Consider the following 18,954-nt stretch of genomic DNA (forward strand, 5'->3'; position numbering starts at 1 on the left):
TTATTTAAATGAAGGAATTATTTTTGTCTCAACCAGGTCGTCAAATAAAATTTTCTTCGTTGACTCATCATCTATACCTACAACAACGTGGTCATCGTCAACCTCTTTTAAAGTACCTTCAACCTTGGTGTATTCACCGTCGTTTTTAAACTTAAATTTTGCTTTGCGCCCTACATTTTTGGGATATTGACGACGATCAACCAGCGGCCGGCTTAATCCCGGAGATGAAACATTAATACGGTATCTGCCAGAAAAAACATCATGAGCATCCATCAAAAAACTAAGCTCATTACTAACTTCCGCACATTCATCCATGTTTACACCGCGATCTTCGGCATCTATCGACACCCAAATTTCGGGTGTATCTCCGCCTTTAATCTCAACATCCACAAGAAAAAAATCAGTTGTTGATAATACTGATTCTGCAAGTTCTGAAATCTTATTTGTAACTTCGTTTTGCACGATTTTCTGATTTTTAGGTACAAAAAAAAGTGAGGACCTCTCGGCGCTCACTTTAAGTGATCAAAGATACCGTTAATACGTCTAAAAAACAACTGACCTGGGAACTCTTTTCCCACTTGTTTCATAGGTAGCAAAGTAACCATTAACTTTTTACAAGCATTGATCAAACTTTACTATACTTACAGTCGTAAAAATAATTGAAACCCATTTTACTAAAATGAGAAATACCTTCATACTGATAGCCGTCCTGTTTTCTTCCCTGACTTTTTTCAGCTGCTCGGAGCAAGAAAAAACAAATGACAACAAAAAAACTATCGGCCGCACCCTTACCTACGAAAAATCAGTTGCTTTTTTAGATGCCGATGATGATACCCTGGCTACCATTGATGTAGCAGTAGCCGATAACGATAAAGAGCGAAGCCAAGGATTAATGGATGTGCGTGAGATGCCATCCGATAAAGGCATGTTATTTATTTTTGACAAAAACCAACCCCGAAGCTTTTGGATGGCTAACACGCCCCTCTCATTGGATATCATGTTTGTAAATGAAAGTTTTGAAATTGTGCGTATCCACCAAAACGCTCAACCTTATTCCGAAAAAAGTTTTGAATCGGAGAAACCCGCAAAATATGTCATTGAAACAAATGGTGGATTTTCAGTTTCCCATGACATTCAAGAAGGGACAAAAGTACGGTTTGAATAAGTAATTTCTCCGTTGATTACAGAGTTGCCAATTTATCCCCTACGAGAACTTATGCATTAATTGTTTCTTGCTTATATTCATGAAGAAACTCTTTCACTTTTAAAACATTCTCTTTTGATCCAATAAAAATTGGGGTCCTTTGATGAATACTTTCAGGTTCAATTTCTAAAATACGCCCTTCCCCATCAATAGCCATTCCACCTGCCTGCTCAATTAAAAAGCTTAACGGATTACATTCATACATCAGACGCAGTTTACCGCTTGGGTATTGGCTGCTATTGGGATAAATAAAAATTCCACCGGTAATAAGTGTTCGATGCACATCCGCTACCATCGACCCAATATACCGTGCCTTATAAGGCCTGCTGGTATCCGGATCTTCAACCTGACAATACTTCACGTATTTTTTTAGTCCTTCATCCCAAGAGTGGTAACTACCTTCATTCACGCTATAGATAGTCCCGTGATCAGGTATCTTTACATCATCATCTGATAAAATAAATTCACCTATACTTGGGTCTAGGGTAAATACCGAAACTCCGAGGCCTGTTGTATATGCCATTAAGGTACTCGACCCATACAACACATAACCTGCCGCCACTTGCTTTACACCTGATTGCAACGCATCTTCTTCACTCAGCTGCTTGGTATCGGGGTTTTGGCGCATATAAATAGAAAAAATACTTCCTATAGAGACATTTACATCAATATTTGAAGAACCATCAAGCGGATCTAAGTAGACAATATATTTCCCCCCTTCATTATCAAGTTCGACAATTCCATCATTTTCTTCGGAAATGACCATACATGTAATTTCCGACCGGTTCAGCGCCGAAATAAGTTGCTTATCGGCGAAAAGGTCCAGCTTCTTTACTTCTTCGCCATGCACATTCGTTGATCCGTCTTCTCCCAATATATTTGTGATTCCAGCTTTGTTTACCTCTCTTGAAATAATTTTCGCTGCCAGACCAATATCGCGGAGTAATTGAGATAGTTCACCCGTGGCACCGGGAAATTTATTCTGTGCCTGAATGATATACTCTTCAAGCGTAATGACACGATTTTTTTTACGGTCTACCATACCTTCCCTCTTTTGCTAATCAATATTTATGATTTTTATGTATCTTTGTTTCACGCTCAGATTAAAAACTGTGATATATAATTTCGGCTTTCTTTTCCAGTTCCTCAAGTGTTCCATTGTTACGGATAACATAGTCTACCCGATCAGTCACTTTCTCAAAATTACGTTGTTTTTGTATACGCTGTCTTATTTCATCTTCAGAGCTGTTATCACGCTTTTTTACACGCTCAATTCGATGGTCTTCGTCAGCTAATACCAGTACGATATAGTCCAGTGAACCGGGTTCTAAATTCTCCAACAATAAAGCGGCTTCGTAAACAAAAATGTCGTACCCCTGTGCTTCAGCTTCCTCCACTTTCCGGGAAGCTGCTTCCGGCAGCTTCGGATGAACAATAGCATTTAATTCTTCAACACGTCCTTTTTCAAATGCTTCGTTTGCCAGATGCTCGGTGTTTAATTTCCCATCCTCTAAGAATGACTCTGATCCAAAACGATCAACCAACTGCTGTTTTACTTCGGTATTAGTTGCCATTACATGCTTTGCAAGATCATCAGCATTAAGAACATAAGCCCCTAATCTTGCCCAAATGTCACACACTGTGGACTTGCCACTACCAATACCACCGGTAACGCCTACAGTAATCATTATTCTGTTTGGTCGGATGCTGAAATAGTGAGCAGATACTCGTTGATAAACTCATCGAGCTCCCCATCCATAACCGCATCGGTGTTAGAGGTTTCGTAATCGGTACGATGATCTTTCACCATATTATAGGGATGAAATACATAAGACCGTATCTGTGAACCCCATTCTATATCTTTTTTCGAGTCTTCGAGCTTCTGCTTTTTGCGTTCTTTTATCTGCTTTTCCAACTCGTAAATCTTCGACTTCAGCAATGTCATCGCCTTTTCGCGATTCTGCTTCTGGGATCGTTCCTGCTGACACTCTGCAACTACCCGCTTCTCGGTACCATCAGAAAGCTCTCCTTCCCAAATTAGCCGGACTGCAGTTTCTGTTTTATTCACATGCTGGCCGCCCGCACCGCTCGCACGAAAACGCTGCAGCTCAACTTTACTCTCATCAATATCTACTTCGATAGTATCATCTACCAATGGAGATACAAACACCGAGCAGAATGAGGTATGTCGACGCGAATTGCTGTCGAAGGGAGAAATACGCACCAATCGATGCACCCCGCTTTCTGCTTTCAAAAATCCGTAGGCGAACTCTCCCTCAACCTGTATGGTTGCACTTTTCAGACCGGCAACATCGCCCTGCTGATATTCCATTACGGAAATCTCATAATCATGCTTCTTTGCCCACCGAGTGTACATGCGATACAACATCTCAGCCCAATCTTGGCTCTCGGTACCGCCGGCTCCCGGGTTAAAGGAGAGAACAGCATCACGGTGATCATCATCGCCGCGCAACATATTTCGCAATTCAAGATCTTCAACACCTTTCTCAAGCTTCTTGATCTCATTTTGCAACTCATCGCCTATATCTTCACCCTCATCAAGAAACTCTTGATAGACCTTGATGCTTTCACGCAGCTCATCCAACCGGTCCCAGCTTTTGACCATACTCTTTTCATGATCCAGCTTTTTCATTATACGACGGGCCTCATCGGGATCATCCCAAAAGCTTGGATCCTGCGTCTGCTCTTGAAGCTCGATAATATTTACTTTGCGTTGATCATAGTCAAAGATACCCCCTGAGCGCATCAACGCGCTCAAATAATTCGTCAATATTCTCTGAATTAATCGTTGTTGTACTCACAATAACCCTTCTTTTATTCCATTTAAAATTTAATGCTAATTACCTTCGTCCCAGTTTGCCCAGGATATATCCCAAAGCAATACCTCCTACAAAACCAATAAGAACACCTTCTTCAGGATGAGAACGAACGTATCGCCGGGCTTCACGATAATCCCGGTTTATCTCATCCTCAAGCTCATTACGTTCTTTCTTCAGTCGATCAATCAGCTTTTTATAGCCTTTAATTTTTTCGTGTTCCTTCTCCTCGGTTGTTGCTTCACTCTTCTCTTTCGATTTGTCCTTATTATCAGCCATAATTGTAGTCCTTTATTTTCGGGTTACTCAAAGATACAAATTCTGCATCGAATCACATTTTTAAATTATATTTTTTTGCCAGTAAAAACTCTCAAAAGTGATTCATATTATTTACATATGAAAACGTTAGTTTAAGCCGTTCCATGAAACTAATATCCGACATTGTTCAGCAGCTACAGCGGCGTATCTTTGACACGATCACCTCTGGCAACCTCGTATACAACACCTGTTGGGAGGATCCACGGATAGATCGAGCTCTGTTAAATCTTGACTCCAAAAGCAATATCCTGATGCTAACCAGCGCAGGAGATAACGCTTTGGACTATCTGCTTGATGACGTTGCTCATATTCATTGCGTTGATATTAATCCCACCCAAAATGCCCTGCTGGAACTTAAAAAAGCTGTTTTTAAAAACGGCAACCATACCCTTTTATGGGATTTTTTTGGGCAGGGGCAAAAATCTGGAGCTGAGTTCATCTATCGCCAACAATTAAGAACATTATTACCAGAGCAAGGACAGCAATTCTGGGATAGAAATATCTACAGCTTTAGTCCTCGGTCATCAAATGACAGCTTCTATTTCAGCGGTACTTCCGGAAAGGTGGCCCGCACTGTTTATAATCAGATTAAACGAAAAGGATTAACACCAGCTGTAGAAAACCTATTATCCGCCGCAAGTTTAGAAGAACAAGCGTATTATTTTCACGAAATTGAACCGCAGCTTTGGAATCCCTTTTCAAAATGGCTTATTGAACGTCATGCTACCATGACGATGCTTGGCGTGCCGGCCAGTCAACGGAAGATGATTGAACAACAGTACGAAAACGGCCTGCTGGAATTTATTCGCCAATCCTTGCGACAAGTATTTACAAAACTGCCGATCACAGATAATTATTTTTGGCGCGTGTACCTGACAGGGCATTATACCTCTGATTGTTGTCCTAAGTACTTACTAAGAAAAAACTTTCGGACTTTAGAAAAGCGCACCCATCGTATTGAAACTCAAACCTCTTCCCTGTTGCAAGCTCTTCAAAAAAGCAAGAAGACCTACTCTCATTTTGTATTGTTGGACCATCAAGACTGGATGGCATTTACGAAACCTGACCAACTTGCCAGCCAATGGAGACAAATACTGGACCATGCCCAAAGTGGTGCACGCATTTTATTTCGATCAGCCATGCCTAAACCTAACTTCCTGCCGAAGTTCGTTTTTGAGAACACTCGCTTTCATCCGGAATTGACAGAATCCCTGCACAAAAAGGATCGCGTCGGGACCTACGAATCCACCCATCTTGCCACAGTATTATGAGTAATAATTCCAAAGTATCAACTAAAAAGAAGCATATAGATAATATTACTTACTATTATCGGCTCCACTCCCGGATATATGATGCAACCCGATGGAGTTTTTTATTCGGACGATCAGCACTAATTAAACAAATCCCCTCCTTACCGACCAGTCCAAGTATTCTGGAGGTGGGATGTGGAACAGGTAAAAACATCATTCAGCTGAAACAGCGGTTTCCTGATGCACAAATTACGGGAGTGGACGTCTCTCCTCATATGCTTGAAAAGGCACGGCAAAAAAATGCAGGTTCTTCTATCAAACTTAAAAAAATGCGTTATGGCCCCGGTAGCCTAAATGAAGAAACCTACGATCTCATTTTACTTTCCTACTCACTGACTATGATGGGAACAGAATATTCCAAGCTGATAAGTGAGCTAAAAACCAATCTCAATCGGAATGGATATCTTGCGGTCGTTGATTTCCATACCTCCCCTTTTTCATGGTTTAAAACATGGATGGAAATTAATCACGTGGATTTTTCGGGTGATCTATATCCCCGCTTGAAAAATAATTTCGAGCCAAACCGAATAAGTTTTCACCGGGCCTACCTCGGACTTTGGAATTATTTTCAGTTTATTGGTAAAAAAAATTAAGCACTATTATCGAATGAGTTCATCTGCATCTTTTATTATCTTAGCCGACTATGAAAAAAATTGAACAACAGATCGCGCAAATAAAAAAAGAACTTGAAGAATCCCCCAACGACGGCGACCTGCTTAACGAACTGGGCATTGGATATCACATGCTCGGAGATTATGATCAGGCCATAGACTACTATCAACAGGCCCTCAAACAACAACCTAAAGCTGTTAGAATTCATTTTAACCTTGCCAATACATTTTATGAGAAAAAGGATATTGAAAAGGCCATAACTCACTACATGGATGCACTTGATATCAAACCCGATTATGTGCCTGCCTTAAATAATCTTGCGGATATCTATGAACTGGCAAATGAAGATGAAAAGGCCCGTGAATTATTTGAGTACATCACTGAAATAAATCCCGAAGATCCCATGGGATATTTCAATCTGGGTAACCATTATCTACGAAGTAATGATAGCATGGAAGCGGGTCGCTGTTACAAAAAAGCTATAGAGCTGGATCCCGAATTTCACGAGGCTTATAATAATATCGGATATTTGTTAAAGCACCTCGAACAGTATGAGGAGGCCATCTCCTATTTTGAGCAGTGCCTGGAAATTGCACCCGATTATGAGCCGGCAAAGAACGATTTAGAAGCCTGCCAAAAGGCTTTACAAAACTCCTGAGTTGAGTCCCAAAGACAACGATTTTCTGCATGGAACAACGGGAGGTGGAGAATACTTCCCGGGAACCCATTTTAGTCTTGGAGTAGAAGCGTAACTCAATTTTCTGATTAATGATAACGGTGGTGATTGCCTCTCAACGGGTGCTGCCTTAATCGGGCACCTACTACTTATAATCCAATCTGATTACCAGGTTCACAAGCCGCCGTTATCGGGCGGCTTTTTTTATTTGGGATACAAGTAATTTTAGTATAAAATGGCATTTGACCACACATAAATATTTAGTGTATAAGATTATGAAAAGAGTTATAGGTGTTGGAGGTATCTTTTTTAAAGCGGATAATCCTAAAGAATTGGCTACATGGTACAAAACCCATCTTGGCGTTCCTATCGATAAAAGTTATGGTGGGTATACATTTAATTGGAACAATAATACCGAGCGTCCCTCCAAGGGGTATACTATATGGAGTCCATTCCATAATGATACAGAATACCTAGAGCCCAGCAATAAAGATTTTATGTTTAATTTTATTGTGGATGATCTGAAAGAACTGGCTGAAGCACTAAAGTCGGAAGGAATTAACCTGATTGGAGATATTGAAGATACTGAATTTGGGTTATTCGCATGGATTATGGATCCGGAAGGAAACAAGGTTGAACTTTGGGAGCCTGTGGATGCATAATCTACACTCTAAAGGATTTATCTTAATCTCACCATAAAAACTTCTGTCATCGCGCCAGTAATACAAAATCATGTTACCATTAAAGCTGAAGACGGCTTTCCACTGAGAGCTACGACATTCAGTTCCAAAATGACAAACCAAAATAGAGCTTTGGTATTCGGTTCGGCGCTGGGGGTTCCCCGATATATTTATTTTAAGCTGGCCTCATTCTTTGCAGAACATGGTTTTTGTGTACTCTGTTTCGATTACCGCGGCGTGCATGAATCACAAAGTAATAGATTCTCCGGTTCAGAAATCCGCATGTACGACTGGGGGAATCTTGATATCAACGCTGCATTAGAATGGTCCATTGGATATTGGAATCCCAATAAACTTATCTACTTAGGACACAGCTGTGGGGGACAACTTTTAGGATTGGCAAACCAAGCTTCCAAAATTGATGCTGCCATCTTTATTGCTTCAGGATCAGGCTATTGGAAGTTATGGCCCTTTCCACATCAACTGGGCCTCTTGGGGGTTTGGCATTCAATAACCCTTATAGCACCTTGGTTTGAGGATTTTCCTGCGCGGACTTTACAACTTTCTTCTACCAATATTCCCGCGGGAGTAGCCAAAGAATGGGCCGATTGGGGAAAATCTAAAAATTATTTATGGGATTTTATTTCCAAACATGAGTTTCAACAGTATCGGAGTCTTAACTTTCCGCTTCTGTCATTAGGCTTTGCCGACGATCATTATTTTGGTCCGCCAAAAGCCGTTAAAAAGCTACTCGAATACTACCCTTCCACCCAACAGACCTTTAGGCAAATCAGACCCGAATCTTATAATAGAAAATCTATTGGGCATTTTGGATCTTTGAAACAAGACCTTCGGAAAACGCTCTGGCGGGAATTACTGCAATGGATTATAAATGTCAATGCATAGTATAGAAAAGTATTTATAATGCACTATCAGACTCTTATCTTCATCTAGTTTTTATAGATTGGTAAACAAAAGATTTGTAATAATTTTCAAACCGGTATTTAGCTATGCAATTTTTTAGTCGCAAACTAATTAAACCTCAGGATTTAAATGCCCATGGTACATTGTTCGGTGGAACTGTACTTAGCTGGGTTGATGAGGAATCAGCAATATTTGTTACCTGTCAGCTCGATAAAGGCAACATTGTAACCAAATATATGTCTGAAATCGATTTCGTTAGCTCGGCAGGACTTGGAGATATCATTGAAATTGGTATGGAAACGGTCAAATTCGGCAGGAGTTCAATAACAGTCCGATGTGAGGTACGCCATAAGTTTACGAAAGAAACCATCATCAAGATCGACAAAATTGTATTTGTACATCTTGTAGATGGAAAACCGGCACCTCATGGTATTAATGAACCTCAAAACGAATAGCATATTTAAATTCTCTAATATGAGTGAGAATGTAATAATATTTAAGCTTATTCGATTTCATTTTGTTAGTTTGAGGCGCTGCGTTATTTGTAACACAGCGTTAAACATCAGAAAAGCAATATCATCTAAGACAGGAGATCGTACATGAATTATCAGTTTATCGATGCCGATAAGATTATCGATATGCTTTTTAAGGACTCAGAGTATGTCGCTGAATTTTGTGAAGCCGGAGTTACTTCTTTTGATGAGTTTATCGAAAATTATCGCATACATCTTTTAGACAGAAATATGACCGATCTTCGAAAAGCCGGACACAAAATTAAGCCGGGTGCGCAAATGATGGGAGCTGATGAGGTCGTAGATGAATATGAGCACGCCAAAAATTTGCTCGATGATAATGCCGACAATGAAGAACTTGAAAAATCCGTTGATAAGATGAGCAGTATTTGTTCAACTATTCAAGAAGAACTAACCCACCTTGCGAAAGCACAGAATTAATGCTTTTTACCAGATAGTATCTATATTTGGTATGCATTAGAATTCACCAAACTTAAAACCCAATAAATTGTGAGCATTTTAGTCACCGGCGGTGCCGGTTTTATCGGTAGTCATACTGTTGTAGAACTGTTAGAGAATAACGAAGACGTCATCGTTGTTGACAACCTCAGCAACAGTAAGAGAGAAGCTCTTAATCGGGTAGAAGAAATCACGGGCAAGTCACTAACATTCTACAAAACTGACCTCCTTGATAAGGAAGGGCTAGATGAGGTTTTTACCAACCATGAGGTCGACTCGGTAATCCATTTTGCGGGATTTAAAGCAGTGGGCGAATCCGTAGAAAAACCTCTCTCCTATTATCACAACAATATTACCGGCACCATTTACCTATGCGAAGTGATGGCCCAACACAATGTTACAGATATTGTCTTCAGCTCTTCGGCCACGGTGTACGGTGATCCCGAAACAGTACCTATCCAAGAAGATTTTCCATTGACAGCTACTAATCCATATGGACGCACTAAGCTCTTTATTGAAAAGATACTACGCGATTTACATGTCTCTGACGACATCTGGAACATAGCCCTGCTCCGGTATTTCAATCCCGTGGGTGCTCATGAAAGCGGCCGTATTGGGGAAGATCCAAACGATATACCCAACAATCTGATGCCCTATATCACCCAGGTGGCAGTGGGCAAGCTTGACGAGCTTTCTGTTTTTGGGGATGATTATCCAACCCACGATGGCACAGGCGTTCGTGATTACATTCATGTTGTAGATTTGGCCATAGGACATCTTAAGGCACTTAAAAAATTACAAACAAATCCGGGGGTAGTAACTTATAATCTCGGTACCGGACAAGGATACAGTGTTCTGGATGTGGTAAATGCATTCGAGAAAGCCTCAGGACAAGACGTACCTTATAAAATAACCGATCGGCGTCCCGGAGATATCGCCAGTTGCTATGCAGATCCCACCAAAGCCGAAAAAGAACTCGGCTGGAAAGCAAAACGAGACATCGTAGATATGTGCAAAGATTCCTGGCGCTGGCAATCACAAAATCCCGAAGGATATTAACCTGTTACGAGTCGTAATCTCTTTTTACGGCCAAAAAGACGATATGATAGTCAACAGAAATTTTTCCCTCTGTTGAAGAATCCCAGTGGTCAACAAGAAGTGAGAGCTCTTTTGATGTTAACTGTCGGCCCTTCTTCAGGGTATTCATACCTAAACTTTTAAGTTGACCAAAAAAGTCTTTAGCACTTTCATACTCGTGGGTTATGGTATCTTCATAGTAATCCACCTGTGCTGGACCTACCGACATTTTGATGACCATCTCTTCAACATCGGGCAGTTCATTAGCTGTAAATGGCAATCCCAACTCTTGGCAATGCTTTTTCCACTTCGGGAAGCTCTCATTCCCGGGAAAGGACGCCAATAATAATCCGCCAGGTTTCGTAATTTCTAACCATTTTGCCAACGTTTGGGCCGGATGATTGAACCAGTGTGCAGTAAATCCACTCACCGTCATAGCGTAATACGGATCATCAACTTCGGGTACCCGTTCAGCATCACCTACCTTAAAGGTTAAATTATCATAGTCGGCAAACTTGGTCCGGCAGAATTGTGTCATACCTTCTGAAAGGTCCGTAACTTGGATTTCTCTACCGGGATATAAGTCAGCCACCCCCTTCGTCACAAATCCTGTTCCCGCTCCCAATTCGATAATTGGACCAGATGGTATAATATCTCTCCACGGCTGAAGCGAGGCAATAAGCCGCTCTGCCACTTCTTTTTGTACCGATGCATGCTCGTCATAATATGAAGCAGCTCTACCGAAAGAATCAGCTATTTCTGCCTTTACTCCACTATCAGTTAGGGAATGTTGGTCATCCATAAACTAAAAATCAACGAATATCTTATTCCTCTGATGCTATATTACCTTGATCCTACTGCCAGGTAGAATCGCTTTTAAAGGTACGAATCATGGCTCGGAACTGGCGCACAAAACGACGCTTATCATATTTGGGAGCAAATTGACCAAACTCCAACATAAATAAGCGCTGTGATTCTTCGTCATACACCGTCAAATTAACAAATGGGCCGGCCATGGCATCATTTGTCATGGTCCAAACGCCTAAGGTCTCAAATGCTAAATCACCGTTATGCATAAACTGCTCAGTCTCATGCGGACGGTTGTATGCCGTAGTTACATACGACTCCTCACGCGAACCGCGAATCCACTGCTCGTTGAGGGAATCTCGTTTGGTATTAATCCACTCTTCATCAACATGGGTAGCATCATCCATTTCTCTCCACCACATCCAAAACCAGCGATCATTTTCGGGGAGCGGACGTCGCATGGTCATGAAATGTTGTTCCAGGCCATTTTGAGAGTAGGTAGTATCAATATTTTTAATCCAGTCATGCTGAATTCGCATTCTCCACCCTTCTGCTTGCCATATACTATCGGCCAGGGCCACTTGCTCGCCTCGATCATAGATCTCGCGAGTATAGCGCTGAATCTCCTTATCTATTAAATTATTGGTTAGCGTTTCTTGAGAATTTCGAATCTGCTGTGCAAGTGTCGAATCTGACTGCCCGGATAACAGCATGAGCCACTGATCACGATACCAGTGATCTTTGAGTGGAAACGCAAATGACTCACCTTCTCGAACCTGTCGTTCAATTTCATCGCCTAATAACGCACGAAGCAGTTCTCCGGTATTTGTGGTGTCATCGATGGGAGCAGCCACAATCAAATTGCGATATCGCTTAAGCTGTTCCAGCTGCTTATTTGTATTAAAATCCTGAAATCGAAGATCAAAGCGCGGCGGTTTTCCCGGAATCGTCTGAATCCATCCCCCAAACGTTTCGCGCAAAGCTTTGGCCGTCTCACTTTCAAACTGGGTAGAGTCCATAATTACAACAACTTCACCAAAACTACCTCGAGCCTTTTGGCGGTAATCACCCTCACAGCCAACCCAAACAGTAACAAGAAGAATAAATACTGATAATTTTAATACTGATTTCATAGCCTTAATAATGACATTAAAATTTTATTCTTTACCATACTTTAACCTTCTAACAAAAGCAAACACCTCATCCTTCCATCCCTCCTCAGGATAATGTTCCCTAATGGTATCAATAAGCGCACTTCCTACAATATAGCCATCCATATCGGCTGCTATGCGCTGGGCATCTTCGTGGGATTTAATCCCAAACCCAACCATTTTCGGATTTTGGGTTACATTCTCTTTGACGCGTTCAATAAACCGCTGAACCGACTTTGCAACCTCTTCGCCCTCCCGTGCTCCTGTAACCCCCGTAACCGACACACAGTATACAAACCCCTGTGATTGCTCATCAATCTTGCGCATTCGCTTATCAGAGGTATTGGGAGCCACAAGATAAATCATTGGTAACCCGTTTTTATCGGCTTCGTTTTTTAAAATTCCCGATTCTTCTATCGGAATATCGGGGATAATGAGTCCATCAACGCCGGCATTTGCAGCATCTTCGCAAAATCCTTCCACACCATACCGTAGCACCGGATTAATATATCCCATTAAAATAATGGGAATCTGTGACTTCTCTCGCACTTGCTCTACAATGTGCAGAATCTTCTTCATCGTAATCCCCTGTTCTATTGCTACATTGCTTGAATATTGAATAGTCGGACCATCGGCTAAGGGATCACTAAAGGGCATGCCTAACTCAACCAGGTCAACCCCATTTTCCTCAAACCCTAAAATAAGATCAACGGTAGCTTGTGGATCGGGATATCCGGCCGTTAAAAACAGGCTCATGATTTTTTCTGAACCATCATGACGTTCAAAAAGCTGTGCTATTCTATTTTCTGTCTGAATCATAGATTAAGGGATTTGTAGATCCTGAACTTATTTCAAGATCACGCTAAAATTTTATTCAGCTTATAAATTCTTTGAGATCGTACTCATATCTTTATCGCCCCGACCAGAGCAATTCAACACCACAATTTCATCTTTAGATGTCCTGGGCATCAGCTCATCCAAATAAGCGACAGCATGAGCTGTTTCCAGCGCCGGAATAATACCCTCGGTTTCGGAAAGGAGTTTGACGCCATCCATCGCCTGATCATCAGAAATAGCTTTATAATGCACACGCTTGGTTTTATGTAGGTAAGAATGCTCAGGACCAATACCGGGATAATCAAGACCCGCTGAAATAGAGTGAGCCAGCTGAATTTGCCCCTCGGAGTTATGTAGCAAATAACTCATAGACCCATGGAGCACACCGGGTTGCCCTATACTAAGTGTAGCAGCCGTTTGGTCGGTATCTGCACCTAATCCTGCAGCTTCAAGTCCATACATTTGCACCGATTCATCCTCAATAAAAGGATAAAAAATGCCTATTGCGTTGGATCCGCCTCCCACACAAGCCAAGAGGTAGTCCGGGGATTTACGTCCTTCTGCCTTAGCTAATTGTCTGCGGGTTTCATCTCCAATCACCCGGTGGAAGTTTCGAACCATCTTGGGATACGGATGTGGTCCAACAACCGACCCAATAATATAAAACGTATCTTCAACATTGGTCACCCAATCACGAATAGCTTCGTTTGTAGCATCCTTAAGCGTTTGGGATCCACTAGTAACAGGACGCACTTCCGTGCCCAGCAACCGCATGCGTTCAACATTCAATTTTTGACGCTCCATATCCTCAGCACCCATATATACAATACAATCCACACCAAACTTTGCGCAAGCAGTAGCCGTGGCCACACCGTGCTGACCTGCTCCCGTTTCGGCAATTATTCGATCTTTGCCCATGCGCCGGGCAAGCAAAATCTGGCCAATGGCGTTATTGATTTTATGCGCTCCGGTATGACAAAGATCCTCCCGCTTTAGGTATATTTTGGCTTTCCCATAGTGATCGGTCAGACGATTGGCATAAGTTAACTTTGTCGGACGGCCCACATATTCATTAAGCAGTTGCCGATATTCCTTCTGGAAACTGTCATCATTCCAGGCATCATTATACGCCTCTTCCAGTTCTTCCAGTACGGGAATCAAAATTTCCGGGACAAACTTGCCTCCAAATTCGCCGTAATATCCTTCCTTCGTCGGTAAATCGTATTTCATAATCACATTTTTTCTATAGATCCTGAAACAAGTTCAGGATGATGCTTGCTGTTAAAATTCTAATCTCACTCAAAACTACAATTCCCCAACCTCTTGTTTCTCCCAGATATCACGCATCTCTTCCATAAAGGCATCAACCTTGTCAAAATCTTTTACCCCCGGTTTACCCTCTAATCCACTCGAAACATCTACTGCAAACGGATGAACCTCCTCACAAGCCTTGCGAATGTTATCCGGATTCAACCCACCCGCCAAAAAATACGGTATGCCCTGAGAAACCTGATCCAACACAGACCAATCAAAAGCCTGTCCCGTACCGCCCCACTTGCCCTCAATTTTTGTATCAAAAAGCAGATACTCCACATGGTCAAGATACGGTTCTATACGATCATCTAACTCTGATGCATTATCTTCTTCCGAAACATGGATAGCTTTAATCACCGGTTTATCAACCAGTGAACAATAATCCGGATTTTCATTACCGTGCAGCTGTACAAAATCAATCCCCGTTTGACGAGCAATCATATTCACATCATCCAACGGCTGATTCACAAAAACACCTACACATTCCGGTCCATGCAACCAATTGATCATCGCACCCGCCTTTGCGGGCGTAACGTGCCGCGGGCTATCTTCATAAAAAACAAACCCCATATAGTGCGCCAGTGCTCCTGAAATAAAGCGAGCATCTTCTAGCGTAGTGATTCCACAAATTTTTACTTTTGTTCGTTCTTCCGGATCTGCAAACATTTACTCTTTGCCTTCTTTGGTAATTAAATTGATTAATTTTGATTTCATTTCCTTTACCGCTTCGCCGGGATCTTGCTGACGCATAAAGTATTCTCCAATCAATGCGGCGTGAATGTCCTCGTCATAAAGCAGTTTCAAGTCTTCCGGTGTCCCAAGTCCACTTTCGGATACCAGCGCTGTATCCTCTGGAGCTTTATGCAGTAACTCAATACCGCGATGAAGATTAACCTCAAACGATCGCAAATCGCGATTATTTACACCCAAAATATCAGCATGATCAAAGTTAACATATTCGATATCCTCTTCCGAATAACATTCGACCAGAGCTTGTAAGCCAAACTCATTTGTGGCATGCAGAAGTTCATCAAGTTGGCTGCCCTCCATAATAGTTGCAATTAGTAAAACGGCATCTGCTCCATAAGATTTTGCCTCTTTTACCTGATAGGGATCCACGATAAAATCTTTGCGCAATACCGGAAGCTCCACTTCGCGTGAAACGATCTCCAGATACTCCAAACTTCCCTGGAAAGCCGGCTCATCTGTCAATACAGATATCGCAGAAGCTCCTCCCTCTTGGTATTGCCCGGCTATTTTTTGGGGATCAAAATCGGGGCGAATTAGTCCTTTTGACGGAGAAGCCTTTTTAATTTCTGCAATGATAGCCACATCGTTTTCAAGCTGCAGCGCTTTAGAAAAATCTAGCGGATTCTGTTCAAAAAGCTCCATATCTCCCAGATCACTAAAGCTTACTTTACGCTTCCGCTTTTTAAGATCAATTTTTGTCTGTTCAACTATTTCTTCGAGGATATTTGCCATAACTTACGGGGTCGACTCCATAATATCATTAGTAGCCTCACTCATCCGTTGTAAAACGTTCAGAGCAGCACCAGAATCAATACTTTCTGTGGCCATCTGTTTCGCTTGTTCAAGTGAGTCTGTCTTTCCCGAAACGTGAATTCCAAAAGCTGCATTAAGCAACACGATATTGCGGTGAGGATCTTCCCCCTTCCCTTGTAGAACAGACCGAATAATATCAGCATTGTAATACTGATCACCACCTTGTAACTCTTGCAAGCTGACAGGTTCGAAACCTAATGAAGAGGCGTTGAATTCCCGTTCCTCCACAAAAGAATTATCCTCAATTTCATGAATAAATGTAGGAGCACTCAGGCTAAACTCGTCCAACCCATCGCGGGCATGAACGCTAAATACTCGTTCTGAATCCAGATTAGATAGAATCATAGCTATCTGCTTCGCCGTTCGCTTATCAAAAGCTCCCACCACCTGTCGACGTACCCCGGCTGGATTAAGTAGCGGTCCCATCGTGTTAAAGAAAGATCGGATACCTAAAATTTGACGGGCCGGCATTACATGTTTCATTGCCGGGTGGAAGTTAGGCGCAAACATAAAACAGGCATTTACCTCCTCAAAAACCTGCTCGATCTGTTTCTTATGCAATGTAGCCACAATATCGAGCGCCTCCAGCACGTCTGCACTTCCACTCTTGCTCGATACGCTTCTATTACCGTGCTTTAGTACCGGAACACCCGCCCCGGCAACCACAAACATAGCAGCGGTAGAAATGTTAAATGTTCCCAGACCATCGCCTCCGGTGCCACACAAATCAACAGCTCCTTCAACGTCTACTTCGGGACTGACCGCTGCTTCTCGCATTACTTTGACAAAGGTGGTGAGTTCTTCGATGGTTTCCCCTTTTGAACGCATCCCCAGTAAAAAAGCCGAGGTTTTCTCGTCTTCTACTTTTCCCTCCAATATAGCCTGCAGAGCTGATCGCGCCTCTTCAGGAGTTAAATCCTGGCGCTGGGCCAGTTTCTCTAAAATCTGTTTAAAATCAATCATTTTATAGCAGTTTTAAATTCATTATCGGTCTGTAGCATCCAGTTTTTGATAATATTAGGTCCTTCGGTAGTTAGGATACTTTCGGGATGAAACTGTATGCCCTCAAGGGGCCATTGATTGTGGCGTACTCCCATAATTACCCCATCCTCACTGTGAGCAGACACTTCTAACTCCTCAGGAATTTGATCGGGATCTAACACTAACGAATGATAACGTGTAGCAGTAAAGCCATCCGGTATATTTTGAAATACCGATTTTCCATCATGATTTATTTGGGAAGTCTTGCCATGCATCAATTTGGGAGCATGAATTATTTTTCCTCCAAATACTTCCCCAATCGCCTGGTGACCAAGACACACCCCTAAAATGGGCGTCTCTCGACCCAACTCTTTGATTATTGGCTCGGTAATGCCCGCATCAGCCGGACGTCCCGGGCCGGGTGAAATTAGTATCCTGTCGGGATTCAGCTCCTTTACTTCCTCCACGGTAAGATCATCATTACGGATCACTTTGTAATCATCCGTATACTCCGCAACAATATGCACCAAGTTGTAAGTAAAGGAATCGTAATTGTCTATGATTAAAATCATAATTTTTAACTTGTGAAATCGTAGGTTTTAAACAATCCTGTAACCTCACGGACCGGTTCCATGACTTCTTCTGCACGTTCTCTGGCCTTCTTACCTCCTTCTTTGAGGATATCCCGAACGGTATCTAAGTCCTGAGATAACTCTTTGCGTTTGGCCCGTGCCTCTGCAAAATACTCCTCAATCATGCTCAACAATTCCTTCTTAGCATGCCCATAACCATAACCTCCATCACGGTACTTCTGTGCAATTTCTTTCTGTTTTTCCTCATCAGCAAAAAGTTTAATCAGCGCAAATACATTGCAACTTTCGGGGTCTTTGGGCTCATCCAATGGTGTCGAATCAGTTTGGATAGACATCACCTTTTTCTTTAGCTCCTTTCCCTCATCAAAAATGCCAACAGTGTTGCCATAGGATTTACTCATTTTTTGTCCGTCGATGCCCGGCACAACTGCCACGGATTCCAAAATATGCGGCTCAGGCAACTTTAAATACTCACCTCCATATTTGTGATTAAATTTGCCGGCCAAGTCTCTGCAAATTTCTATATTCTGCTTCTGATCCTGTCCGACGGGCACTAAGTCCGCATTATACATCAAAATATCTGCCGCCTGTAGAATAGGATATGTAAACAAACCAATGTTCGGTTTCAGTCCCTGTGCTACCTTATCTTTATAGGCAACGCCTTTTTCCATTAGACTTACCGGGCAAAAAGTTCCCAGAATCCACGCCAGCTCGGCGTGCTGAGGCACATCACTCTGAACAAAAAACGTCGCTTTATTGGGATCCAATCCCAGTGCCAGGTAATCAAGTGCAACATCTATGGTGTTCTGATAAATTTCTTCCCCGTCATTAATGGATGTCAGAGAGTGATAGTTTGCAATAAAATAAAAGGCATCGCCTTCTTCCTGCATTTGAATATGCTGTCGCAGCGCTCCAAAGTAGTTGCCTAAATGAAGTTTTCCCGACGATTGTATGCCTGATAATATTGTTTTCATTGGTGCTAGTTTTTCTAATTAATTATTTTAAAAAGTTGTTCGTTGTGTCATCTAGGAGTTATTTAAGGACCTATAATAATTATGGTCTAGATGCTAAAAGGAGTTCAGCATGACACTTTTTATTT

At 42.0% G+C, this 18,954-nt stretch carries 23 protein-coding genes; 9 read left to right on the plus strand and 14 right to left on the minus strand.

What is annotated here, in order from left to right; genetic code table 11:
• Positions 1–462 carry a ribosome maturation factor RimP gene (rimP, locus tag ACT3IB_RS03415; protein ID WP_491537619.1) on the minus strand — a complete coding sequence of 154 codons (462 nt, stop codon included), beginning with the start codon at positions 460–462 and terminating at the stop codon, positions 1–3.
• 217 nt (positions 463–679) lie between these two features.
• Between rimP and ACT3IB_RS03420 the strand changes: the two genes are divergently transcribed.
• Positions 680–1,165: a DUF192 domain-containing protein gene (locus ACT3IB_RS03420; protein ID WP_491537620.1), complete on the plus strand. Its 486-nt coding sequence runs from the start codon at positions 680–682 to the stop codon at positions 1,163–1,165.
• A 49-nt stretch (positions 1,166–1,214) separates the two neighbouring features.
• On the opposite strand, the gene fbp is transcribed toward ACT3IB_RS03420, so the two are convergent.
• From fbp to ACT3IB_RS03440, 4 genes are all read right to left on the minus strand, one after another.
• Entirely contained in the window at positions 1,215–2,246 is a 1,032-nt protein-coding gene (fbp, locus tag ACT3IB_RS03425; protein WP_491537621.1) for a class 1 fructose-bisphosphatase, read from the minus strand.
• Between the two features lie 61 nt (positions 2,247–2,307).
• Positions 2,308–2,892: a dephospho-CoA kinase gene (coaE, locus tag ACT3IB_RS03430; protein ID WP_491537622.1), complete on the minus strand. Its 585-nt coding sequence runs from the start codon at positions 2,890–2,892 to the stop codon at positions 2,308–2,310.
• Positions 2,892–4,011, minus strand: a protein-coding gene (gene prfB, locus ACT3IB_RS03435; protein WP_491537677.1) for a peptide chain release factor 2 whose coding sequence is annotated in 2 segments (ribosomal slippage) — positions 2,892–3,950 and positions 3,952–4,011 — 1,119 coding nt in all. Because the reading frame shifts where the segments join, the coding sequence is not laid out codon by codon here. The genes coaE and prfB overlap by 1 nt, the downstream gene beginning before the upstream one ends.
• Positions 4,012–4,065: 54 nt before the next feature.
• Positions 4,066–4,320, minus strand: coding sequence for a DUF883 family protein (locus ACT3IB_RS03440; RefSeq protein ID WP_491537623.1), 255 nt, complete (start codon positions 4,318–4,320; stop codon positions 4,066–4,068).
• Positions 4,321–4,463: 143 nt separating this feature from the next.
• Between ACT3IB_RS03440 and ACT3IB_RS03445 the strand changes: the two genes are divergently transcribed.
• The 8 genes from ACT3IB_RS03445 (at position 4,464) to galE (ending at position 10,591) form a co-directional block, all read left to right on the plus strand.
• Positions 4,464–5,630, plus strand: coding sequence for a BtaA family protein (locus ACT3IB_RS03445; RefSeq protein WP_491537624.1), 1,167 nt, complete (start codon positions 4,464–4,466; stop codon positions 5,628–5,630).
• The gene (locus tag ACT3IB_RS03450) at positions 5,627–6,262 is read left to right on the plus strand and encodes a class I SAM-dependent methyltransferase (protein ID WP_491537625.1); all 636 of its coding nucleotides are present in this window, start codon (positions 5,627–5,629) and stop codon (positions 6,260–6,262) included. The genes ACT3IB_RS03445 and ACT3IB_RS03450 overlap by 4 nt, the downstream gene beginning before the upstream one ends.
• A 50-nt stretch (positions 6,263–6,312) precedes the next feature.
• Positions 6,313–6,939, plus strand: a complete 627-nt coding sequence (locus ACT3IB_RS03455; protein ID WP_491537626.1) for a tetratricopeptide repeat protein — start codon at positions 6,313–6,315, stop codon at positions 6,937–6,939.
• A gap of 293 nt (positions 6,940–7,232) precedes the next feature.
• A complete protein-coding gene (locus tag ACT3IB_RS03460; RefSeq protein WP_491537627.1) occupies positions 7,233–7,619 on the plus strand; it encodes a VOC family protein in 387 nt (128 codons plus the stop codon).
• Between the two features lie 129 nt (positions 7,620–7,748).
• Complete coding sequence (locus ACT3IB_RS03465) at positions 7,749–8,543, plus strand: alpha/beta hydrolase family protein (protein ID WP_491537628.1); 795 nt, start codon at positions 7,749–7,751, stop codon at positions 8,541–8,543.
• 104 nt (positions 8,544–8,647) lie between these two features.
• Positions 8,648–9,016 carry an acyl-CoA thioesterase gene (locus ACT3IB_RS03470; RefSeq protein WP_491537629.1) on the plus strand — a complete coding sequence of 123 codons (369 nt, stop codon included), beginning with the start codon at positions 8,648–8,650 and terminating at the stop codon, positions 9,014–9,016.
• Between the two features lie 144 nt (positions 9,017–9,160).
• A complete protein-coding gene (locus ACT3IB_RS03475) occupies positions 9,161–9,514 on the plus strand; it encodes a taurine dioxygenase (protein ID WP_491537630.1) in 354 nt (117 codons plus the stop codon).
• A 69-nt stretch (positions 9,515–9,583) separates the two neighbouring features.
• Entirely contained in the window at positions 9,584–10,591 is a 1,008-nt protein-coding gene (gene galE / locus ACT3IB_RS03480; RefSeq protein WP_491537631.1) for a UDP-glucose 4-epimerase GalE, read from the plus strand.
• 4 nt (positions 10,592–10,595) lie between these two features.
• Here galE and ACT3IB_RS03485 read toward each other — a convergent pair whose 3' ends face one another.
• The 9 genes from ACT3IB_RS03485 to trpS form a co-directional block, all read right to left on the minus strand.
• A complete protein-coding gene (locus ACT3IB_RS03485) occupies positions 10,596–11,411 on the minus strand; it encodes a methyltransferase domain-containing protein (protein WP_491537632.1) in 816 nt (271 codons plus the stop codon).
• 52 nt (positions 11,412–11,463) lie between these two features.
• Positions 11,464–12,549: a DUF4837 family protein gene (locus ACT3IB_RS03490; protein WP_491537633.1), complete on the minus strand. Its 1,086-nt coding sequence runs from the start codon at positions 12,547–12,549 to the stop codon at positions 11,464–11,466.
• Positions 12,550–12,573: 24 nt separating this feature from the next.
• The gene (trpA, locus tag ACT3IB_RS03495) at positions 12,574–13,386 is read right to left on the minus strand and encodes a tryptophan synthase subunit alpha (protein ID WP_491537634.1); all 813 of its coding nucleotides are present in this window, start codon (positions 13,384–13,386) and stop codon (positions 12,574–12,576) included.
• A 60-nt stretch (positions 13,387–13,446) separates the two neighbouring features.
• Complete coding sequence (trpB, locus tag ACT3IB_RS03500; protein WP_491537635.1) at positions 13,447–14,634, minus strand: tryptophan synthase subunit beta; 1,188 nt, start codon at positions 14,632–14,634, stop codon at positions 13,447–13,449.
• Positions 14,635–14,709: 75 nt separating this feature from the next.
• Positions 14,710–15,384: a phosphoribosylanthranilate isomerase gene (locus ACT3IB_RS03505; RefSeq protein WP_491537636.1), complete on the minus strand. Its 675-nt coding sequence runs from the start codon at positions 15,382–15,384 to the stop codon at positions 14,710–14,712.
• Complete coding sequence (gene trpC / locus ACT3IB_RS03510) at positions 15,385–16,200, minus strand: indole-3-glycerol phosphate synthase TrpC (protein ID WP_491537637.1); 816 nt, start codon at positions 16,198–16,200, stop codon at positions 15,385–15,387.
• Positions 16,201–16,203: 3 nt separating this feature from the next.
• Positions 16,204–17,244: an anthranilate phosphoribosyltransferase gene (gene trpD, locus ACT3IB_RS03515; protein ID WP_491537638.1), complete on the minus strand. Its 1,041-nt coding sequence runs from the start codon at positions 17,242–17,244 to the stop codon at positions 16,204–16,206.
• Positions 17,241–17,834, minus strand: a complete 594-nt coding sequence (locus ACT3IB_RS03520) for an anthranilate synthase component II (protein ID WP_491537639.1) — start codon at positions 17,832–17,834, stop codon at positions 17,241–17,243. The genes trpD and ACT3IB_RS03520 overlap by 4 nt, the downstream gene beginning before the upstream one ends.
• A 5-nt stretch (positions 17,835–17,839) precedes the next feature.
• A complete protein-coding gene (gene trpS / locus ACT3IB_RS03525) occupies positions 17,840–18,829 on the minus strand; it encodes a tryptophan--tRNA ligase (RefSeq protein ID WP_491537640.1) in 990 nt (329 codons plus the stop codon).
• Between the last annotated feature and the right edge of the window lie 125 nt (positions 18,830–18,954).

The organism is Fodinibius sp. GM21, from assembly GCF_058386955.1.